Origin of the sequence: Hyunsoonleella ulvae (genome assembly GCF_016827605.1) — a bacterium.
GTDB classification, from domain to species: Bacteria; Bacteroidota; Bacteroidia; order Flavobacteriales; family Flavobacteriaceae; genus Jejuia; species Jejuia ulvae.
The window spans coordinates 139040-160130 of the sequence record NZ_JAEPJQ010000003.1; the positions used below are offsets into that span (position 1 = coordinate 139040).

General features: G+C 31.5%; 17 protein-coding genes and 1 tRNA gene. 14 read left to right on the forward strand and 4 right to left on the reverse strand.

Annotated features, from left to right (window positions below; all coding sequences use genetic code 11):
- Nucleotides 1-101 precede the first annotated feature (101 nt).
- The 4 genes from JS605_RS09625 (at nt 102) to JS605_RS09640 (ending at nt 6872) form a co-directional block, all read left to right on the forward strand.
- Entirely contained in the window at nt 102-1505 is a 1404-nt protein-coding gene (locus tag JS605_RS09625) for an OmpA family protein (protein ID WP_203257508.1), read from the forward strand.
- 80 nt (nt 1506-1585) lie between these two features.
- A complete protein-coding gene (locus JS605_RS09630) occupies nt 1586-4342 on the forward strand; it encodes a PD-(D/E)XK nuclease family protein (RefSeq protein WP_203257509.1) in 2757 nt (918 codons plus the stop codon).
- 2 nt (nt 4343-4344) lie between these two features.
- Nucleotides 4345-5193 carry an alpha/beta hydrolase family protein gene (locus JS605_RS09635; RefSeq protein ID WP_203257510.1) on the forward strand — a complete coding sequence of 283 codons (849 nt, stop codon included), beginning with the start codon at nt 4345-4347 and terminating at the stop codon, nt 5191-5193.
- A gap of 2 nt (nt 5194-5195) precedes the next feature.
- Complete coding sequence (locus JS605_RS09640) at nt 5196-6872, forward strand: glycerol-3-phosphate dehydrogenase/oxidase (RefSeq protein WP_203257511.1); 1677 nt, start codon at nt 5196-5198, stop codon at nt 6870-6872.
- A 33-nt stretch (nt 6873-6905) separates the two neighbouring features.
- On the opposite strand, the gene JS605_RS09645 is transcribed toward JS605_RS09640, so the two are convergent.
- Nucleotides 6906-6979, reverse strand: a tRNA-Ala gene (locus JS605_RS09645).
- Between the two features lie 246 nt (nt 6980-7225).
- Here JS605_RS09645 and JS605_RS09650 point away from each other — a divergent pair.
- From JS605_RS09650 to JS605_RS09660, 3 genes are all read left to right on the forward strand, one after another.
- Nucleotides 7226-9724 carry a hypothetical protein gene (locus tag JS605_RS09650; RefSeq protein ID WP_203257512.1) on the forward strand — a complete coding sequence of 833 codons (2499 nt, stop codon included), beginning with the start codon at nt 7226-7228 and terminating at the stop codon, nt 9722-9724.
- Between the two features lie 174 nt (nt 9725-9898).
- The gene (locus tag JS605_RS09655; RefSeq protein ID WP_203257513.1) at nt 9899-10513 is read left to right on the forward strand and encodes a hypothetical protein; all 615 of its coding nucleotides are present in this window, start codon (nt 9899-9901) and stop codon (nt 10511-10513) included.
- Between the two features lie 36 nt (nt 10514-10549).
- A complete protein-coding gene (locus JS605_RS09660; RefSeq protein ID WP_203257514.1) occupies nt 10550-11650 on the forward strand; it encodes an adenylate/guanylate cyclase domain-containing protein in 1101 nt (366 codons plus the stop codon).
- Nucleotides 11651-11657: 7 nt separating this feature from the next.
- On the opposite strand, the gene JS605_RS09665 is transcribed toward JS605_RS09660, so the two are convergent.
- Nucleotides 11658-12452, reverse strand: a complete 795-nt coding sequence (locus JS605_RS09665; RefSeq protein WP_203257515.1) for a universal stress protein — start codon at nt 12450-12452, stop codon at nt 11658-11660.
- A 61-nt stretch (nt 12453-12513) separates the two neighbouring features.
- Here JS605_RS09665 and JS605_RS09670 point away from each other — a divergent pair, with 61 nt between their 5' ends.
- The 5 genes from JS605_RS09670 (at nt 12514) to JS605_RS09690 (ending at nt 16618) form a co-directional block, all read left to right on the forward strand.
- Nucleotides 12514-13014, forward strand: a complete 501-nt coding sequence (locus JS605_RS09670) for a GNAT family N-acetyltransferase (RefSeq protein WP_203257516.1) — start codon at nt 12514-12516, stop codon at nt 13012-13014.
- A complete protein-coding gene (locus JS605_RS09675) occupies nt 13011-14345 on the forward strand; it encodes an MATE family efflux transporter (protein WP_203257517.1) in 1335 nt (444 codons plus the stop codon). Before JS605_RS09670 ends, JS605_RS09675 begins: the two co-directional genes overlap by 4 nt.
- 33 nt (nt 14346-14378) lie before the next feature.
- Entirely contained in the window at nt 14379-14546 is a 168-nt protein-coding gene (locus JS605_RS09680) for a hypothetical protein (RefSeq protein WP_203257518.1), read from the forward strand.
- A gap of 124 nt (nt 14547-14670) precedes the next feature.
- Complete coding sequence (locus JS605_RS09685) at nt 14671-15120, forward strand: 6-pyruvoyl trahydropterin synthase family protein (protein WP_203257519.1); 450 nt, start codon at nt 14671-14673, stop codon at nt 15118-15120.
- 199 nt (nt 15121-15319) lie between these two features.
- Entirely contained in the window at nt 15320-16618 is a 1299-nt protein-coding gene (locus tag JS605_RS09690; protein ID WP_203257520.1) for a M48 family metalloprotease, read from the forward strand.
- Here the strand turns inward: JS605_RS09690 and JS605_RS09695 are convergent.
- Nucleotides 16615-18186 (reverse strand): hypothetical protein, encoded by a 1572-nt coding sequence (locus JS605_RS09695; protein WP_203257521.1) that lies wholly within the window; start codon nt 18184-18186, stop codon nt 16615-16617. The genes JS605_RS09690 and JS605_RS09695 overlap by 4 nt on opposite strands.
- A gap of 99 nt (nt 18187-18285) precedes the next feature.
- Here JS605_RS09695 and JS605_RS09700 point away from each other — a divergent pair, with 99 nt between their 5' ends.
- A complete protein-coding gene (locus JS605_RS09700; RefSeq protein ID WP_203257522.1) occupies nt 18286-19056 on the forward strand; it encodes a UDP-2,3-diacylglucosamine diphosphatase in 771 nt (256 codons plus the stop codon).
- A gap of 34 nt (nt 19057-19090) precedes the next feature.
- A complete protein-coding gene (locus tag JS605_RS09705; protein WP_203257523.1) occupies nt 19091-19810 on the forward strand; it encodes a phytanoyl-CoA dioxygenase family protein in 720 nt (239 codons plus the stop codon).
- Between the two features lie 15 nt (nt 19811-19825).
- On the opposite strand, the gene JS605_RS09710 is transcribed toward JS605_RS09705, so the two are convergent.
- Nucleotides 19826-21091, reverse strand: a complete 1266-nt coding sequence (locus tag JS605_RS09710) for an MFS transporter (protein WP_203257524.1) — start codon at nt 21089-21091, stop codon at nt 19826-19828.

The window sequence follows — 21091 nt, forward strand, 5'->3', positions numbered from 1 at the left end:
ATAAAGGTAATCTTCATTTTTTTTATATATTTGTCTTTGTTAATAATATTTAACAACTTACTTTTGTTCACAATTAACACTTAAAAATTAAACTTTTGAATATGAAAAATCTTAGCCGATTATTGTTCGCTATGTTGTTTGTACTAAGTTATAGCAACATAAATGCGCAAGACAAAAACAACCCATGGCAAATTACCATAGGGGTAAATGCAGTTGATGCATATCCATCTGGTGATGGTGGAAACTTTAGCGAAACTATCTTTGATGAGTTTGCTAACGCAAGTGACCACTACAACATTTTGCCATCCTTATCTACTGTTTCTGTTTCTAAGTACGTTGGAGATGGCTTTTCTTTTGGAATAGCTGGATCTTTAAACAAAATAGACAAATGGGGAGATGCTACCGATGCAAACGGAGTAAAATTAGTTCCTGAACAAACAAATAATGTAGATGATTTATCTTATTATGCTCTTGATGGAACCATTAAATACGGTATCGGAGAAGCACTAGGATGGGGTACTTTTGATCCTTATGTAGGTATCGGAGGTGGATACACTTGGATTGATGAAGTTGGAGCTGGTACATTAAACGGAACATTAGGTTTCAATGTTTGGTTTAGCGAAAATATTGGTTTAACAGTTCAGACAGCTTACAAACATGCATTTGAAGATTATTTACAAACACACTTCCAACACACAGCTGGACTTTCAATTAAATTTGGAGGAACTGATACAGATGGAGATGGTATCTACGATAAAGATGATGCTTGTCCAGACGTTGCTGGTTTAGAAGCATTCAATGGATGTCCTGATACAGATGGCGACGGTATAGAAGATAGTAAAGATGATTGTCCAAACGAAGCAGGTGCTGCTGAATTTAACGGTTGTCCTGATGGTGATGGCGATGGTGTTGTTGATAAAGACGATAACTGTCCTACAGTTGCTGGTTTAAAAGCTTTAGCTGGATGTCCAGATGCTGATGGTGATGGCGTTACTGATGCAGATGATAAATGTCCTGAACAAGCAGGTCCTGCAGCTAACAAAGGTTGTCCATGGCCAGATACTGATGGAGACGGTGTATTAGATAAAGATGATAAGTGTCCAGATGTAAAGGGAACTGTTGCTAATAATGGTTGTCCAGAAGTATCAGAAGAAGTTCAAAAAACTTTAAATGAGTATGCAAAAACTATTTTGTTTGATACTGGTAAATCTAGCATAAAATCTCAATCTGAAGCTGTTTTAGCTGATATCATAGCTATTCTTAAAGAATACCCAACAGCTAAGTTTACAGTAGAAGGGCACACTGATAGTGTAGGTAGTGAAAAATTAAACCAAAGATTATCAGATTCTAGAGCTAATTCAGTAAAAGAATATTTAACTAGTCATGGTATTGATGCATTCAGACTATCTGCTCTTGGATATGGAGAGTCTAAGCCTATCGATACTAACAAAACTAGAAAAGGTAGAGCTAACAACAGACGTGTAGAAATTAACTTAGCTAAGTAAGAGCGAGTTAGTTACTTTTAAAATAATAAGTTGAAAAAACGCTTCGGGATTACCGAAGCGTTTTTTATTTTTATACACCTATGACCTCTTTTATTTTTGATGTTTTAACAGACTTACAACAAAGTAATTACAACCTATCTGAATTAACTTTTGTACTCCCCAGTAAAAGAGCTGGGCTATTTTTAAAACACGAAATATCAAAGATTAGCAAGCAACCTATTTTTGCTCCAGAAATTTTAAGTATTGAAGCGTTTGTTGAAGAACTGTCACAGCTTAAAAGTATTGCTAATACTGATTTGCTTTTTGAATTCTATACTACATATCTAGAACTTACGGACCCATCAAAACAGGATACTTTTGAATCCTTTTCTAAATGGGGACAATTACTTTTACAAGATTTTAATGAGATAGATCGTTACCTTATACCACAAAAGCAAATTTTTGACTATTTAAGCGCTATACAAGAAATTAATCATTGGTCGGTTGAAAACAACCAAACAGAGTTTATTAAAAACTATTTGTCTTTCTGGAATAAACTAAACAACTATTACGAACATTTTACAACTTCATTAGTAAACAAGGGTATAGGATACCAAGGTTTAATATATAGAGAAGCAGTAGAAAATATTGAATCTTATATTCAGAATACAAGCAATAACAAGTTTGTGTTTTTAGGATTTAATGCGCTAAATACAGCCGAGAAAACCATTATTCAAGAGTTGCTTCAAAACGATCTTGCAAAAATATATTGGGACATAGATAAAGTATTTTTGAATAACACAAGGCATGACGCAGCACTTTTTACCAAAGCCCATAAAAACTGGGTGTATTTTAAAAATCATCCCTTTAAATGGGCTACAGAGAACTATACTAAACCAAAGCATATATCTGTTTTTGGAGTACCAAAAAATGTAGGACAAGCTAAGTATATTGGAGAGTTACTTCAAAATTTAAAAAAGGAAAATAAAAATCTTCAAAATACAGCTGTAGTTTTAGGAGATGAAAACTTGTTGATTCCTATTTTAAATTCACTTCCCTCAGATATAGGAGCATTAAATATAACTATGGGGTTTCCTTTGAAGTCTATTCCCCTAGCTTCTTTGTTTGAAAATTTATTTCGTATTCACAAAATAGCCTCAAATAGTTTTTATTACAGAGATGTACAATCTATTTTGTCACATCAATTCGTGAGATTCTTGTTTGATACAGAGCGTGAGGATCTTGTAAATAAGCTTATTGCACATATAAATAATAGTAATCTTAGCTATATTTCAATTGAAGGATTAAAAACAATAGTCCCAAAACATGTTGACGTTATTGATCTGCTATTTTCAAACTGGCAGTCTTCCATAAACACTGTGTTATCTAAATGTTCAGCATTAATCTTAGAAATCAAAAAAAGGTTAGATGTAGATAAATCCTCTAATAGATTGTCTTTAGAATACCTATACCGTTTTAATATTTTATTCAATGAAATAAAACGGTTAAATGGAGATTATCATCATATAAAAGATATATCAGCCCTATATAGCGTTTATAAAGAGTTGTTAAACAGCGAAACATTAGATTTTCTTGGCGAACCTTTAGAGGGCTTACAAATTATGGGTATGCTAGAATCCCGTGTTCTCGATTACGAAACCGTTATTATCTCTTCGGTTAACGAAGGGGTTTTACCATCGGGAAAGAGTAATAATTCATTTATTCCTTTTGACGTAAAGTTGCAAAACAACCTACCCACCTATAAAGAAAAGGATGCAGTATACACCTATCACTTCTACAGGCTATTACAACGTGCAAAAAATGTATATATACTTTATAACACAGAGGCAGATGTGCTTACTGGTGGAGAGAAAAGTCGTTTTATTACCCAATTGGAGTTAGAGGGTATTCACACTATTCATAATAAAACAATTGTCCCTATAGTACCTAAAATTGAAAAAGACTTAGTAGTAATACAAAAAACTAATAAGTTATTGCAAGCTATTGTTGAGGTCGCAAAAGCAGGTTTCTCACCTTCATCTTTAACCAATTATATAAGAAACCCAATCGATTTTTATTATCAGAAAATTCTAAAAATCCGTGAATATGATGATGTTGAGGAAACCGTAGCCTCAAATACCTTAGGTACTGTGGTGCATAATACGCTTGAAGATTTTTATAAACCCTATGTAGGGCAGTTTTTAACGGTAGATATTATAAAAAGCTTAAAACCTAAAATTGAAGCCCGTGTTAGGTATCATTTTAGAAACGAATATAAGGAAGGCGACATTTCAAAAGGTAAAAACCTTATCATATTTGAAATAGCAAAACGTTACGTACTTAATTTTTTGAATGCTGAAATTGCCGATTTAAATGGAGGAAATCAAATAAAAATATTAGAGATTGAAGCAGAAGATAACACTATAGAAATTACTATACCAGAGCTTAATTTCCCAGTTAGCATTACAGGAAAGGTAGACCGTGTAGATCAATACAATGGGATGACTAGAATTATAGATTATAAAACAGGGAATGTACAACAAGGGCAAGTTGAGGTTGTAGATTGGGAGGATATTACATCAGATTACAAAAAATACAGCAAAAGTTTTCAGGTACTAACCTATGCTTATATGATGTACAAATCCAATAAAATCAGCCTTCCTATAGAAGCGGGTATTATTTCATTTAAAAACTTAAATTCAGGGTTTTTAAAGTTTGCAAAAAAAGAGAGTTCAAGGAGTAGAACTAAAAACACTTTAATTACTGAGGATACGATTTTGAATTTTGAAATGGAACTAAAAACACTCATTTCAGAAATATGTAATCCAAAGATAGATTTTATTGAAAAAGAAGTATAACTATGATGATAACTAAAAATATTATTCTAGAAGGACAGCATAACAAACCCATACTTACAGATGTTTTTTATAAAGACAACAATCAAGCTAAACCCGTAATTGTTTTTTGTCATGGCTATAAAGGGTTTAAGGATTGGGGGGCTTGGGATTTGATGGCAAAGGCTTTTGCAGACCAAGGGTACTTTTTCATTAAATTCAATTTTTCCCATAATGGAGGTACAGTTAAGCAACCCATAGATTTTCCAGATTTGGAGGCTTTTGGCAATAATAATTACACTAAAGAATTAGATGATTTGGGCACTGTTATCGATTGGATTTTTAATAATGAGGCATACCGTAACAACATTAACAGTAACCATATTAGCTTGATAGGCCATAGTAGAGGAGGAGGTATCGTAACTATTAAAGCAGAAGAAGATAGTCGTATTGCCAATGTAATAAGCTTAGCGGGCGTTTGTGACTATGGAAAAAGGAGCTCTACAATTGGGGATTTAAAAGCGTGGAAAAAAGAGGGTGTAAAATATGTTTTAAACGGTCGTACAAAACAACAAATGCCGCACTATTATCAATTTTATGAGGATTTTATTAAAAATGAAGAACGTCTTACGATAAAGCGTGCGGTATCAAACCTTAAGGTACCCTATCTAATTATTCATGGAGATAATGATACCAGTATTTTTATAGAAGAAGCACAACAGCTTCACAAATGGTATCCAAAAAGTCAATTAGAGATTATAAAAGGTGCAGACCATGTATTTAATGTAAAACATCCTTGGGAACATCAAACTATGTCTGAAGCGTTGAATAGTGCCATAAACGTAATTAAGGCTTTTATAAAAACAACACTTTAAATTTGAACGCTTCTAATTTTTCAGTTTTAAATAGAAAAAAACAAATAGATAAATTAAATTCTGAAGTGTTTGATTTAGCTATTATAGGAGGTGGTATAACAGGTGCAGGCATTGCTTTAGACGCTACTGCTAGAGGACTTAAGGTTTGCCTTGTGGAAAAAAATGATTTTGCTTCGGGTACGAGTAATAAATCTACAAAACTCATACATGGAGGGTTACGTTATTTAAAAAATTTTGAGATTAGTCTAGTTAGAGAATCGGGCTCGGAACGTTCCATAGTACATAATCTGGCACCACATTTAGTATCCCCACAAAAAATGTTATTACCATTGATTGAAGGTGGAACCTATGGGAAATTGATGACTGCTATAGGTTTAAGGGTATACGATTTTTTGGCCGATGTAAAATCTGCAGATAGGCGAAAAATGTTGGATAAAACCGAAACCCTTGCTAAAGAACCATTATTAAACCAACATAAAGTTGTAGGTGGAGGACTTTATGCTGAGTATAGAACTGATGATGCTAGGCTTACCATTGAGATTTTAAAAAAGGCAACAAGTATAGGTGCAACTATTGTTAACTATTGTGAAATGACATCATTTAATTATGATGCCCAGGCTAAAATAGAAAGTATTAATTGTAAAGATTTAAATACAGAATTATCTGTAACCATAAAAGCAAAGCACTACATTTCTGCTACAGGTCCTTGGGTAGATACTGTTAGAAAAAAGGATAATTTGGAAACTAAAAAACAGTTGTTTCTTACCAAAGGAGTGCATTTGGTATTTCCATATGAAAAATTACCTGTAAAACAATCTATTTATTTTGATGTGCCAGATGGCAGAATGGTATTTGCGATACCCAGGGGCAAAATAACCTATCTAGGTACAACCGATACAGCGTATTCTGGTAATTTAGACCGTGTGGTGGCTACAAAAGCGGATGCCAATTATCTTTTAAATGCTGTAAACAATATGTTTCAAACAGTACATTTAACTATTGATGATATAGAATCGAATTGGGCAGGGCTAAGACCGCTTATACATAAAGAGAATAAAACAGCCTCGGAGTTATCCCGAAAAGATGAAATTTTTATCTCAGATAGCGGGCTAATATCTATGGCAGGAGGTAAGCTTACAGGATATAGAAAAATGGCTTACCGCGCTTTAGACGCCGTTTTAAAAACGTATGATGCTAAAGATTACAACTCAAAGCTTAAGCAGCCAACTACGGAAACAATGCCTCTGGTAAATCCTCCACTTACATCTAATAAAGAAGTGCAGACTTACCAGAAAAGTATTGAAAAGCAATTACTGAAATTAGGAATTACTGATTTGTATTACGCTTGGTATTTGTGCAGTTCTTATGGAAAACAAGCAGATATAATCATTAAAAAATCGCAAGAATTTAAAAACGATGATGCTGTAGAATGTTTAATTCGTGCAGAACTCTGGTATGGTGTGCACTTTGAAATGGTTAATACCCTTAATGATTTTTTTGTAAGGCGCACAGGTAGGTTGTATTTTGATATTAAAAGTATAGAACAATATAAAACTAGTGTTATTAGTGATATGTCAAAATATTTAAATTGGGATGCTAGTAGAATTAAACATGAAGAGGAGCAACTTAAATCGGTGCTAAAAGACGCCACTACATATTATGATGAGGACTTTACATAAAAAAGCAACATCCTAAAATGTTGCTTTTTGTTGTGGAGAAGATCGGATTCGAACCGACGACCTCTTGACTGCCAGTCAAGCGCTCTAGCCAGCTGAGCTACATCCCCGTTAGCTGTAATTATAGTGTCTACAAGCCTTTTGATACTTTTAAGTAAAAGCGCATTTGCCTGCAAAACTTGGCAAATATATACATTTAAGGGCAAAAACCCACCACGAAAACCCACCACCTTTTATATTTATATCTTAAAGAGTAAGAGAATATATTATGATTATTAATGTGTAGGAACTATCTTTAAGAAGTATAAAATAAATAAACCCAGAGTGGGTTTATCCAATTGTTAACCATAATTAAATTGCCAGAACCATTCACAATATTAGGTATATCAGCAGCTTCGTTACTTACAGAAATAGGTAAAGGTATATTAGTAAATAAAAGTGACCATTATTTTTGTAAATCAGTTGAAGGGATTTATAATAAGCTTAGTTCAAGATTAGAAGAACCAACAAATCATGACATTCTAAAAGCTGTAAGGAGAGCACAACTTAATAGTTCCTTAATGGCTTGTATGTATGTAGCTAAATCTAAATACAATGCTTGGGATGAATTATTTTCACGAGCACCAAAAAATTTAAGAGAGGTTACTCGATACTTAAAAAATGAGATACAAAAAATAGATAAATCGGACTATGCTTTCGATAAAAATAAATTAATTGAAAATCCCGAGTTTCTGATTAAACCTGAAGCCAAAACTATCCAAGAAAGAATCCCCGAATTAAAAGATAAGCAAAAGCAAATAATAATAGACGAACTTAAAAATGCGAATTTATATTGGGTTGAAAGAAGTCTAAAAGATGCAATTTTAAACGGTTGGAAAGATAACGAAAAAACAATTGATTGGTATGATTTAATGAGTGCCTTCTTTTCGGAAGAATTAAAGAGCAATTCACGTCTTTCTAAGATAATTCAAACTCAATACATACTGGACATTAAGGAAAATATATCTAAATTAACTAATGACTACCAAAGTTTTGATGATAAAGTTGACTCCTTAATTGATTATTACAAAGAGTTACTTCCACAAGTCAAAGAAATTTTTACAATTCTTGAAAACACAAAAGTAGAAATCATTCAAAAATTAGAAAATGTAAAGAGTGATTTGGTTAATGAAATTCGGCTTCATGAGAACTTCCCTCAAATAGAAGTCAATCAAACATATATTTCTTTGAATCAAAAAATTGAAACCTTAATAGAAAGAGAAAATTATCTGAAAACGGAAATTGAGCATAGAAAATCAGAATCCAAAAAGGAATTAAAGAACTTTGAAAAGGAAAGAAATACTTGGTTTATTCGGTCATCACAAAAAGAACTTATAAATACGAATAATGAAAGAGTTGAGATAGAAAAACGGCTGAACAATTTTGTTATTGAAGTAATCAATCTGTCTAATTTTCTTCAATCGCAAAATATAATTACAGAACGGGGAAAAGAAGCTGAAAAGTTGTTTTATTTAGGCAAATTTGAAGAAGCAATCAATGTTCTTAATGATGAAGATATTTATGCAGACATTAAAAGAGGTAAAGAAGGATTAAAGAGTTATTCTAAAGAGTTTCTTTTTAAAGCACAAGCTATTGAGATTACTCAACCTGATAAATGTTTTGAACAAGCAAAACAATATTATGAAGATGCAATAAAGACGTATGAAGGTTTCGATACTTGCTTGCTATATGCACATTTTCTATCAAAATACCATTTTAATTCTCAAGCACTTAAATACTATCAAAAGGCTTTCTTAGACACGTCGGCAGAAACTCCTGAGAATACTTATAAAATTTACAGAAGTTTTGGAGAATGTTTAATGAGGCTTGGAGAATATGATAAGGCAGAATACTATTTGAAAAGTGCATTGAAATCAAAACAAGAAAACACCAAAGAAAAAAGCCTTAAAAAAGAAATAGGGGAATTACATATTAACATTGGGCTTTCACAAAGAGAACAAAAAAAGTATTATCAATCCATTATTGAATTCGGCGAAGCTCTCAAAATTTACCAAGAATTAGAAAAAAATGATAGTAGCCTCAAATATTTTGAGGGAAAAATATATTCTGAATTGGCTGTTTCAGTTTCCAATATAGCCCCTCAACAACTAAGAATTCATCCCGATGAAAAAAGTTTCAGCAATCTAACTGAACAGGAGTATTTACGAGCACGTCAAGCAATTGACAAGTTAAGTAATGAAGATAAAATAAATGCTGCTAGACTGTTAACTGAAGAATATTATCAGAAGTCAATAGAGATATTTCGAGATGGACTAAAAAATGGAAAATCAGATTGGTCAATCGGTTTATTTGATGTACTCTATAATTATGCACATTTTCAAGAAGACCCAAAAGAAGCCGAACCAATTCTTACGGAAGCCTTATCAATTGCGGAAGACTTGTTCAATAAAAATGCTGCAATTTATTTAAAAGATTTGGCGGAAACGCAACGTAGAATGTTTCACTTAAAAATGGCTTTAAAAGATTTAAAAAGTGCTCAAGACATATTACTGAAGGCTTGTACAAGCTACTATTATTTAATGGAAGTTGACCCAAAGACATTTGGAGAGTTATACGCAAAAACTTTCATGGAATTAGGGCTTTTTAACCTTGTTCATAAGAAGCCTTCCAAAGAGACAAATGAACTAGTTAGAAAATATACAATGACAGCTTTGCATTTTTTTGAAAGTATATTAGGAGAAAACATTCCCAATGTTCAAAGTTTTGTAAATCAATGTAAAGAAATCATTAAAGAAGCAACAATTAGAGATTACAAATTAGAAGAAAAGAAAAACGATGACCAGAAAAGCATATAACTTTTACGTCGGCTAAACATAGCCATACCGTATATGTACCATTATATACAATTTGAATTATCATAGAACCAAACATATAATATATTAAACCAAGTGATAAACATCAGTGTCATGACTAAATTAAAAGGTGATACTACTAAAAAAAATAAATGCATCTTACTTAACCTTTTGACAATGAAATTAAAACTCATAATTATAAAAACTGCTATAATTGTCATAACAGTGCTCCTAATTTCATATATGTCTCCTAAAATAATAACTGGCAACACAACATTTAGTGAAGCTTCGATGACACATAATAAACCTGAAGACTATAATAACTTGTTATCTAAAGATAAAGCAGAAATAATCTGTTCTGACACAAACTGCGAAGGACAATATCATGGACCCGAATTTATTGATGGCTCCGATATAGCACATCAATTTTCAAATAAAATGTCCAATGCAGTGGGAGACAAATTGAAAGAGCTTTATAAGAAAGGGGACTACTCTAAAGTAGACTTTCCAAATATTACAATGAGTACCGAAGGTATGAGTTCAGGTATTGTAACTTACAAATTATCAATTCCTTTTATAACGGTTGAAGAAAAATGTGATGCTTATACTTCGTTTGACCATGTAGGTGGATGGAATCATAAACCAGCTATGTCAAGGAGAAAAGCAGAGCTAAACAAAGCTTTAATGAAAGGACATGCTTTAAATATTAGTGACTTAAAAGTCACACCTGAAGGACTGCAAGAGTATTGGATTCAATGGAAAAATAAAATTGTACAATTTGATTGTAAATAGAATCTTTAACTTGCTGAACATACCAAGTATTATTCTATGGGAATATCTCCTATTACAAAAAGAAATATATACAGAATTCTTCCATTTGGTCTAATTTGGCTCATATTCGCATGCTTATTTTTATGGATAGAATACGCTGCCATAGGAGATCAGGCAAATACTCCTAAAGCTGCTATAAAAATCACTTCTAGTATACTGATATTTGCACTGTCAGGAATTACGCTTATTGGACTTTTAATTGGTTGTATAGAAATACTTTTTCTAAATAGACTTTTTGTAAAACAGAGCTTCATAGTAAAAATAATTTCTAAGTTTTTTATCTATATGTTGTTCTTTTTCTTGATGATTTTGATAAATTATCCTATTGCTGCAAGTATAGAACTTAATACATCTATACTAGATGAGAGAGTTTGGGATAAGTATACCACGTTCTTTTTTAGTTTAACCCATGTAAGTGCTATAATACAACTTACTTTTTCATTACTTATTTCTTTGTTGTATTCTGAAATTAGTGAAAACCTAGGACAAAACTTACTACTCAATTTTTTTACAGGCAAGTACCATCATCCAAAATCAGAAAGCAGAGTTTTTATGTTTGTAGATATGAAATCTTCAACATCAATAGCAGAGCAGTTAGGTCATATTGAATACTTTACATTTTTACGTTCGTACTACTACGATTTAGCTAATGCAATTGTAAAAAACCATGGAGAAGTATACCAATATATTGGAGATGAAATAGTAATTTCATGGAAACTCCACAAAGGAATTCAAAACAACAACTGTGTTAAATGTTTTTTTGATATGAAGAAAGATTTGTTTTTGAAAAAAGCATCTTATCTAAAAAGGCATAAGATTTTTCCAGAGTTTAAGGCAGCATTGCATTGCGGAGAAGTTACTACTGGTGAAATTGGTGCTTTAAAAAAAGAAATTTTCTTCACAGGAGATGTTTTGAATACAACCGCTAGAATACAAAGCTTGTGTAACACATACGACACAGAGCTTTTAATTTCAGAACAACTTAAAAATCAACTTAATTTAGGAGATAATTATGCTATCGAAGCGTTACATAAACACCAAATAAAAGGGAAATCTGAATTGGTGACTATTTTTTCAGTTCAAGAAAACGGTTTTTAGAAATTCGTTATTTCAACCCACTCAACACCAATACAGGAATACTACTATGAAAATCCTTCTTCAAAATAGTATTCTTTTCCCATTTTTTAGCGAAGAAACCACGTTTTCTTCTAACTACACATAACATATCTGGGTTGTGCAATTGAAAATGCTCCAATACACCCTGAAACGTGGTTACATTCTCGGTTTTAGTAGTTTTATTTATAATGCTTTTTAAATCATCATTAACTTCAAAATCCTCTTCTTTGTGGTACTTAGTTTTAACTAACAGTAAATCTACAGCAGACTTAAATTTAGCTTTAATATCCTCAAGAGGTTTTAATACGTTATCTTTTTTAATGATTGCAGATTTTATAGCCATTAAAATACTTGAGGGTGCGGAAAATTTATAGCCTTCAGGTACAATCAATGTTGGCACATCCATTTGCTTAATTATTTTTCCGGAGGTTCTTCCTAAATATACCTCTTCTTTTATAGATGTCGTTTTAGGTTCAATCAATACTAAGTCCACATCAGCAGCCTTACAAGCAAGCTCTAAAGTATCTATTAAATCCCCTTTTAAGGTTTTTACAAAAACATCAACATTTTTCTTGTCAATTTGAGCTACCAAACTATTTAAAAACGCTAAACTTTCACGTTCAATAATTTGGTCAACCTTTATCATTGTTCCAGCCTTAGTAAATACATTATAAACCTGAACAACAAACACCTTTGCTCCAAAATTTTCAGCAAAATCTATAGCATATTGTAAATGACTTACTGCATTTTTTGACGAACCTACAGGAACTAAAATATTTTTCATTTTTTTTGGAAGTTAAAACTTAAATTTACAATAAAATTTCAGGGCAAAAGTAAAACAATTAATGATACGAAAGGGAACTCTTAAAGATATAGATAACATTTTAGGTATCACAAACGCATGTGCAGCACACATGATACAACTAAACATTTTTCAATGGAATGAATTTTATCCAAATGCAGAAGCTTTTAGAAAAGATATAAAACGTAGTGAATGTTATGTTTTAGAGATTGAAGACAACATTATTGGCTGTATTACTGTTTCTACTTTAATGGATGAAGAGTATATTCCAGTAGAGTGGCTTACAGCAAATAAAAACAATATTTATATACACCGTTTAGCCGTGCACCCAAAACATCAAGGTAAAGGGTACGCACAAAAATTGATACAATTTGCAGAACAATATGCAAAAGAAAACAAATACCAATCAATACGGCTAGATACTTTTTCACAAAACAAAAGAAACCAAAAGTTTTACGAACTTCGCGGCTATAAAAAACTAGGCGATATTTATTTTCCTAGACAAAGTAAATATCCGTTTCATTGTTATGAGTTGGTCTTGTGAGTAATAACATAACCCTAAAATACATTAATAAACTAGCTATCCCGGCACTCATTTCTGGGATATCAGAACCTATACTTTCTATTACGGACACGGCTATTGTTGGAAATATTGATGTAAATCCGGTAGAATCGCTCGCAGCAGTAGGTATCGTTGGTACATTTTTATCAATGTTAATATGGGTTTTGGGGCAAACCCGAAGTGCCATATCTGCCATAGTATCACAATACCTAGGGGCAAATAACCTTGAAGCTGTAAAAAACTTACCAGCACAAGCCATCTTTATAGTAACATCTTTAAGTGTTTTAATAATACTGGTTACATATCCTTTAACTAGTCAAATTTTTAAACTCTACAATGCTTCAGGTCTTATTTTAGATTACAGTATTATATATTATAAAATCAGGGTATTTGGTTTTCCGTTTACATTATTTACCATAGCTGTTTTTGGCACATTTAGAGGTTTGCAAAATACCTATTATCCCATGATTATTGCCATTATCGGGGCAGTTGCTAATATTATTCTAGACTTTGTTTTAGTTTATGGAATTCCAGGATACATAGAGCCCATGAATATAAAAGGTGCAGCTTATGCTAGTGTTATTGCGCAGATACTCATGGCGTTATTTTCAGCATTTTTTTTATTGAAAAAAACAAACATTCCACTTATACCAAAACTTCCTTTTAATAGCGAAATTATTAAGCTATTGCTGATGATTTTTAACTTATTTATAAGAACAGTTGCGCTTAACATAACATTGTATTTCGCTGTAAGATTTGCAACAGGCTATGGTAAAAACTACATAGCTGCTTACACTATTGCCATTAACTTATGGTTTTTAGGAGCATTTATTATTGATGGGTATGCAGGTGCAGGCAATATTATGTCGGGTAAATTATTTGGAGCAAAGCACTACAAAGATTTAGTGCGCCTTAACAAGAAGCTTATTAAAATAGGGTTAATAATAGGTAGTGTTTTAGCTATAGTTGGATTTATTATCTATAAACCCATCGGTATGCTATTTACAAAAGAGTCTGAAGTTTTAGAGCTGTTTTACAATATGTTTTGGGTAGTGCTTATAATGCAACCTATTTGTGCAATTGCTTTTATTTTTGATGGGATTTTTAAGGGGCTCGGTAAAATGAGTACACTTAGAAACGTACTTTTAGGAGCCACATTTTTAGTGTTCCTTCCCATACTTTATGGATTAGATTATTTTAACCTAAAACTCAATGGCATTTTTATTGCACTAACTTTTTGGATGATTGCTAGGGCATTACCTCTTTTAATTTATTTTAACAAACAATTTATACCACTTGCCAAAAACAACTAACTTTGTATCGTACTTTTCAAGAATTTTAAAATAATGCTTAGCATATTACAAAGTGCTGATATTGAGGAAAAACTTAAAGAAGCACCCGATAGTGGTTATGAAATAGGTGTTCTTATAGGGTCTATGATACCCTTTGTAGTACTGGTAATCATCGCTTATATGATTTACTATTACAATAAAAAACGTAACTCTAACATGTAATATGTACATTATAACTTGCCTAATTAGTAATATTTTTTTTACTTTAACTTGAGTTATTAATAATCTTTTATTAAGTAGATAGAAAACGTCTTAAATAGTATATTTGCCAACCAATAATTTACAAATGAGTAGCATACGCATTACCAAACAATTTTCTTTTGAAGCAGGGCACGCCCTTCATGGTTACGATGGCAAATGTAAAAACATACATGGCCATAGTTATAGTCTGGAAGTAACCGTTATTGGTAAACCTATTACAGATACCTCGCATGTAAAACACGGTATGGTTATAGATTTTGGTGATTTAAAAAAGATTGTTAAAACTGAAATTGTTGATGTTTTTGATCATGCCATTGTATTTAATCAAAATACACCTCACGCCGAGCTTGGTAGAAATTTAGCTGCTGAGGGTCATAATGTTTTATTGGTAGATTATCAACCTACCAGTGAGATGATGATTATAGATTTTGCAAAAAAAATTCAAGCATACTTACCAGAAAATATCAAGCTTCACTCTTTAAAATTAAGAGAAACAGCTACCAGCTATGCAGAATGGTATGCAAGCGATCAATAGTGGGTTATAGCATAGCTTTTTGACTTGTACTTTCACTACGACGAAAGCTATCACTACAATTATTAGCATACTATCTGTGAAAGTGTATACTTTATCTAAAGGCTTTCTATCTTCCGTGTAAAACAACTATATTTAGGCCACGTAAATTATCAAACGTAGAATATACATAGCCTCAAAACAATTGATACTCAAAACTTATATGAAAACTGTTCTTGTATTTGTATTAGCATTTACAACGTTTAGCTATGCCCAAAACTATACGGCTTTAGATACAACTAGCTATGATAAAACCAAAGTATTAAAAAGTAACTACGAGTCTGAATTTGAAGTATTTAATAAAGCTATTTCTCAAGATTATTCTGGAAAACTTAAAAAAGAAATTATACGACTTCTTGAAGAACGACAAGCAGAAATTCTAAAAATGTTTTCAGATAGAAGTTTGTTGTTTGATAATGAATTTAATGAATTCTTGGAGACATCGTTAGATACGATTTTAATACACAATCCTGAGATAAAAGAGGATTATACGCTCTTATTATCAAAATCTCCCTCTCCAAATGCGTTTAGTATTGGTTACAATACTGTAATGGTAAATATGGGTTTATTTAAATATTTAGAAAATGAATATCAATTGCGATCTGTTATTATGCATGAATTGGCTCACGATATGAAAAAACACAACCTTAATGCTGTTGTCAACATTGCAAAAATAAATTTATCTAACGATTCAAAAAAAGCAATTCAAGATATTAATAATGCAGAATATAACAAGGGAGGTTTGGCTTTTAAAAGGATGAGGGCATTGCTGATTAATCAAAGTCAGAAGAATCAAAAAGAAGAGTTAGAAGCAGATTCTTTAGGATATGTGTTGTATGAAAACACAAAATGGCCAATACAATCATTTGCCAATTCTTTCATTAGGCTAAAAACATTTGAAGATGCACCAAGCTTAGTTTTAGACTCTACGATTTATTCCCGTTTGTTCGATTTGGAAGATCAACCATTTAAAGCTAAATGGCTAGAGAAAGAAGATTTTAGTGCCTATAATTACAGTCATTTTAAAGAAAAAATTAGTGCTGATTCTATAGCTTCTCATCCTGAATTAACCAATAGAATTGCTAAAATAAGGGCGTTAATGCCAAAAGACCATGATTCCACTATTGTTAAACCCAATGAAAGTTTTTCAAAATTGCAATATAAATCTGTGTTTCAACAAGTAGCAAATCTTTTTGATTTAAAAGAGTATGGTGCTAGCTTATACTCTACATTAATATTACTAGAAAACTACCCAGATAATGCGTATTTATTAAAATACGTTGGTTTAAATTTTAATGAAATATATAATGCTCAGAAAGCTTATACGCTAAACCGTTATGTGGAAAAGTTAAACCCACAAGAACAAAGTGATAGTTATAATCTGTTTTTAAATTTTATATGGAATTTAAGGCTTTCTGAAATGAAAACAATAGCAGATTATTATACTTCAATCTATCCCTAGTAATTAATTTTTTCTAATCTTATTTTATTATATTTTTCTTCTTTAGCATTAAATTCTGCTAAAAGCACATATCCTTCTTTTGCCAAAAAGGGAATAATATTATAATCTTCAGATGTTATAGGTAAGGTTTGGTGCCCAAATTCCCCATCTATATAGGTTATAATACCTAGTACCCAATTTCTGTCTTTAGTTTCGGCATCTTTTTTATAATCGCGGTAAAATATAATAGAGCCTCCATCAACTTCTTGAGAGAACAAATAATCTATATTGCTTGAATAACTCTTCGATTTGTCTTTCTCTATAATAGAGGCATCTACCAGTTTAAAATCTTTATTAAACATAAAGAATACATAATCGGTAGTAATCACTTTTCCATTAGGTTTTACTTTATATTTTTCGGTAAGAATTCCAATGTCTCCGTTTTTGAGGAAAAAATAATTTAATAATCGTAGTCTTAATCCGTTTTCAGTTAATCCGTTTCTCTTGATCTCAATAAATTTAGAGGCATCTTTCCATCTAAAAATGTCACTTTCCCTAGAATTATCGTTTTCTATATTAAACTTGTTAAAGTTAAAGCCTAAAAAGTAATAACCAGAGATAACAGAGGATAAAATGGTTAACCTTTCATTTTCTAGATTAAAAAAATCTTTATAGTTGTAATCGTTATTTGTATTGTATGAAAAAGAACGTTTTTGTTCTCCATTTTTTAAATCATATATCAGGATATCTGATAAATCTTCATTTTTTTTCGTGTGGTAACGTATCAAGCCTATATTATCTTTATCCTTGTCTAAAAATAATGGATAATGACCTATGTAATCATTTTTAGCGGCTTTTAAAAGTGGTGCCTCCCACTTAGTTTCTTTATCAACTATAAACGAAAGAGACTTATCATGCTTATTCTTTATATATTTTTTCTTTATTTCTCCATCTTTATTTAAAACTACTTTACGTTTTTCATCATTGTAAGAAAACAATGTTTTGTGTAATGCTAAAGAGTCCTTCTTTTCTTTTGAATACTCATTTTCATTATCAAGTTCTTTTAGTCTTTTTTTTGTAAATGTTTTTGCTAAACTATCTAAACTAATTTTTTTTCGTTTACCATTCTTATCATAGTAATACGGAGGTAAAAGTGTATTGTCTTTTAAAACTAATTTTTGATATACGCCCAGAGAATTAAACGAGCTAAGAACAGCTGAAGAATACACAGCATTATAAATTACTAAAGTATCTTTATTTTTAAAAACCCTTAAGCTTGATGATGCCTTTCGTGGAGCTACCAATTTTTTAAATGTGCCATTTGCAAATTTATTTAAGTTCTTATCTAACAGTATGTATTCTATTTCTTCAATGTTTTCTGAGATTTCTCCATTGTTATACAAAGAATAATAACCAAATACATCATCGGTTTCAGTACATATATAACATGTGTTTTCTGGGTCGTAATTATTATAAAGAATATTAAAATCTATAAAAGTTCCGTTAGCTAGATTAAATAAATCTTGTGATTGTGAGTTTGCTACAAAAGCAGTAGAGACATAAAAAAGTACTAAAATGAAGTTTCTCATATAATTAGATTGGTAAAAGTTGCCACTTATAATATATAAGTATGCACAAATATATAAAAGCACATTTATTATAGAGATCAAACTTGTTATATTTACATCATGCAAATCCCAAAAGGAAAAAAAATATATTTTGCTTCAGACAATCACTTGGGAGCACCAACCAAAGAAGCTTCGTTTCCCAGAGAAAAGAAATTCGTAGCGTGGTTAGATGAGATTAAAAAAGATGCTGCAGTAATTTTTCTTTTAGGTGACTTGTTTGATTTTTGGTTTGAGTATAAAACCGTAGTGCCTAGAGGGTTTACAAGAACTCTAGGGAAACTTGCCGAAATTTCAGACTCAGGTATACCTATTCACTATTTTGTAGGTAATCACGATCTGTGGATGAATGGCTATTTTGAAGAAGAATTAAACATTCCTGTATATCATAAACCCAAAGAATTCACTTTTAATGATAAAACATTTTTTATAGGTCACGGCGATGGTTTGGGTCCTGGAGATAAGGGCTACAAACGCTTAAAAAAAGTGTTTACCAATCCGTTTTTTAAATGGATATTCCAATGGGGACATCCAGATATAGGTATGCGTATTGCTCAATACTTTTCAGTAAAGAATAAGTTAATTTCAGGAGATGATGATGCTACGTTTTTAGGAGAAGAAAATGAATGGTTGGTGCAATATAGCAAACGAAAGTTAGCAGATAAACATCGCGATTATTTTGTGTTTGGACATAGGCATTTGCCTTTAGATATAAGTCTTAACGACAACTCAAAATACATTAATCTAGGCGATTGGATCCAGTATTTTACTTATGCTGAGTTTGATGGAGAACGTATGGAGTTAAAAGAATATAAAAAGCCTTTACCCTTATAGTAACAAGAAAAAGTATCTCTTGTAATTCTTAAAAATGAGTTACGCAAACATCATAAAAGATTTTAATGAGAATGGATATTCTATCTTAAATAATATATACGTTAATAATGAAGTTGAGCACATATTAACTTGTATAGAAAATACAGAACAAAACAATAATTCATTTTTAAAAACTAGAGACCTATTTGCAATAAGGCAATTGATTATAAATATTCCAGAGCTAAAGCACCTTATTTTCAATAGTAGTCTTAGAGAATTAATTTCTAATTTTTCGAAATCTAGTTATTTTCTTTCCAAAGCTATTTATTTTGATAAGCCAAGCAATTCCAATTGGTTTGTAGGGTATCATCAAGATTTAAGTATAAGTGTAGACAAAAAACTACAGCTAAAGGGCTATAAAAATTGGACTTACAAAAAAGGACAGTATGGAGTTCAGCCTCCTGTTAAAATTTTAGAAGATACGGTTACTGTTAGAGTTCATTTAGATGATACAAATGAAAATAATGGAGCATTAAAAGTAATTCCAAAATCTCATTTAAATGGAATTATTCGTGCAGAATCTGAACATTGGAATATTAAAAATGAATACACCTGTAATGTAAAAAGAGGAGGGGTAATGTTAATGAAACCATTGACATTACATACATCAAATAGAACAACTAATGGTAAAAAACGTAGAGTTATTCACTTAGAATTTAATCATCATAAATTGGTTCAACCATTAAAATGGTTAGAGTACTTAAGTATAAATTAGATTAATAATCAAGGTTTATTCTACCTCACTAGCAGCAACATCTTCTGTTAAATCTAAGTTTCTCAAAATAGGATTTTTTACACCTATAGTAAAAACGGTTAGTAATGTCATAGAGCCGCCAAAAACTACTGCAGCTACTGGTCCTATAAGTTTAGCGGCCAAACCACTCTCAAAAGCACCTAATTCATTAGAAGATCCTACGAACATGGAGTTAACTGAAGACACGCGTCCACGCATATCATCTGGTGTTTTTAACTGTAAAATGGTCTGACGTATAATCATAGAAATTCCATCAGCAGCACCACTAATAAAAAGCATTAGTACACTTAGCCAAAAAATATTAGATAACCCAAAACCAATAATACTCACACCAAAAATAAATACCGCAATAAGTAGTTTTTTACCTGTATTCTTACTAATGGGAATATAAGTGGTAGCGAACATAGTAACAATACTTCCCATAGAAATAGAGGCATTTAAAATGCCAAACCCTTTACTGCCAACTTCTAAAATGTCTTGAGCAAAAACAGATAAAATAGCAACAGTACCTCCAAATAATACAGCAATCATATCTAAAGTTAGTGCTCCTAGAATTGCTTTATTTTGAAACACAAACTGAATGCCAACCTGTAAACTATCCATTACTGGTTCTCCTATTTTTTTATTTAAAATAGGCTTCTTTTTAATAAAAAACACTAAGCAAAATGAAATTATAACTAAAAGGAAAACAATACATAAGGTTTTTGCAACCCCTATCCAACTAATAAAAAAACCTCCAAAGAGCGCTCCTAAAACAGCTGCTGTTTTCCATGTGCTTGTACTCCAAGTAGCAGCATTGGGATATATCTTTTTAGGAACAATAAGTGCTACTAGAGAGAAAATAATGGGGCCAAAAAAGGAACGTAAAAACCCACCAAAAAACACTAAGGCATAAATGCAATATAAAATAGTTTGTGTAGACCAATCTTCAACTACATTTTTATAAGTTAACAAAAATAATCCTAAACTAATTAATGAAAAAGCAGCTATACACAGCGCAAATAGATTTCGCTTTTCTTTTTGATCTACTATGTGTCCTGCGAACAAAGCCATAGTAAAAGCAGGAATAATTTCCATTAACCCAATAATCCCTAATGATAGCGGATCCTTTGTTAAACTATAGACTTGCCATTCAATCACTATAAATTGCATTGACCAGCCAAATACTAAGAACAAGCGTAACACTAAAAAAATATTAAACTCTTTGATACGTAAGGCTGAGTATGGGTCTGTTTTGGCCAT

What these genes read in the sequence shown, in the direction of transcription:
- JS605_RS09705 (WP_203257523.1), top strand. Translation starts at nt 19,091, where the DNA reads ATGAGTTACGCAAACATCATAAAAGATTTTAATGAGAATGGATATTCT.
- JS605_RS09665 (WP_203257515.1), bottom strand. Translation starts at nt 12,452, where the DNA reads ATGAAAAATATTTTAGTTCCTGTAGGTTCGTCAAAAAATGCAGTAAGT.
- JS605_RS09655 (WP_203257513.1), top strand. Translation starts at nt 9,899, where the DNA reads ATGAAATTAAAACTCATAATTATAAAAACTGCTATAATTGTCATAACA.
- JS605_RS09695 (WP_203257521.1), bottom strand. Translation starts at nt 18,186, where the DNA reads ATGAGAAACTTCATTTTAGTACTTTTTTATGTCTCTACTGCTTTTGTA.
- JS605_RS09660 (WP_203257514.1), top strand. Translation starts at nt 10,550, where the DNA reads ATGGGAATATCTCCTATTACAAAAAGAAATATATACAGAATTCTTCCA.
- JS605_RS09685 (WP_203257519.1), top strand. Translation starts at nt 14,671, where the DNA reads ATGAGTAGCATACGCATTACCAAACAATTTTCTTTTGAAGCAGGGCAC.
- JS605_RS09680 (WP_203257518.1), top strand. Translation starts at nt 14,379, where the DNA reads ATGCTTAGCATATTACAAAGTGCTGATATTGAGGAAAAACTTAAAGAA.
- JS605_RS09690 (WP_203257520.1), top strand. Translation starts at nt 15,320, where the DNA reads ATGAAAACTGTTCTTGTATTTGTATTAGCATTTACAACGTTTAGCTAT.
- JS605_RS09710 (WP_203257524.1), bottom strand. Translation starts at nt 21,091, where the DNA reads ATGGCCAAAACAGACCCATACTCAGCCTTACGTATCAAAGAGTTTAAT.
- JS605_RS09625 (WP_203257508.1), top strand. Translation starts at nt 102, where the DNA reads ATGAAAAATCTTAGCCGATTATTGTTCGCTATGTTGTTTGTACTAAGT.
- JS605_RS09670 (WP_203257516.1), top strand. Translation starts at nt 12,514, where the DNA reads ATGATACGAAAGGGAACTCTTAAAGATATAGATAACATTTTAGGTATC.
- JS605_RS09700 (WP_203257522.1), top strand. Translation starts at nt 18,286, where the DNA reads ATGCAAATCCCAAAAGGAAAAAAAATATATTTTGCTTCAGACAATCAC.
- JS605_RS09630 (WP_203257509.1), top strand. Translation starts at nt 1,586, where the DNA reads ATGACCTCTTTTATTTTTGATGTTTTAACAGACTTACAACAAAGTAAT.
- JS605_RS09635 (WP_203257510.1), top strand. Translation starts at nt 4,345, where the DNA reads ATGATGATAACTAAAAATATTATTCTAGAAGGACAGCATAACAAACCC.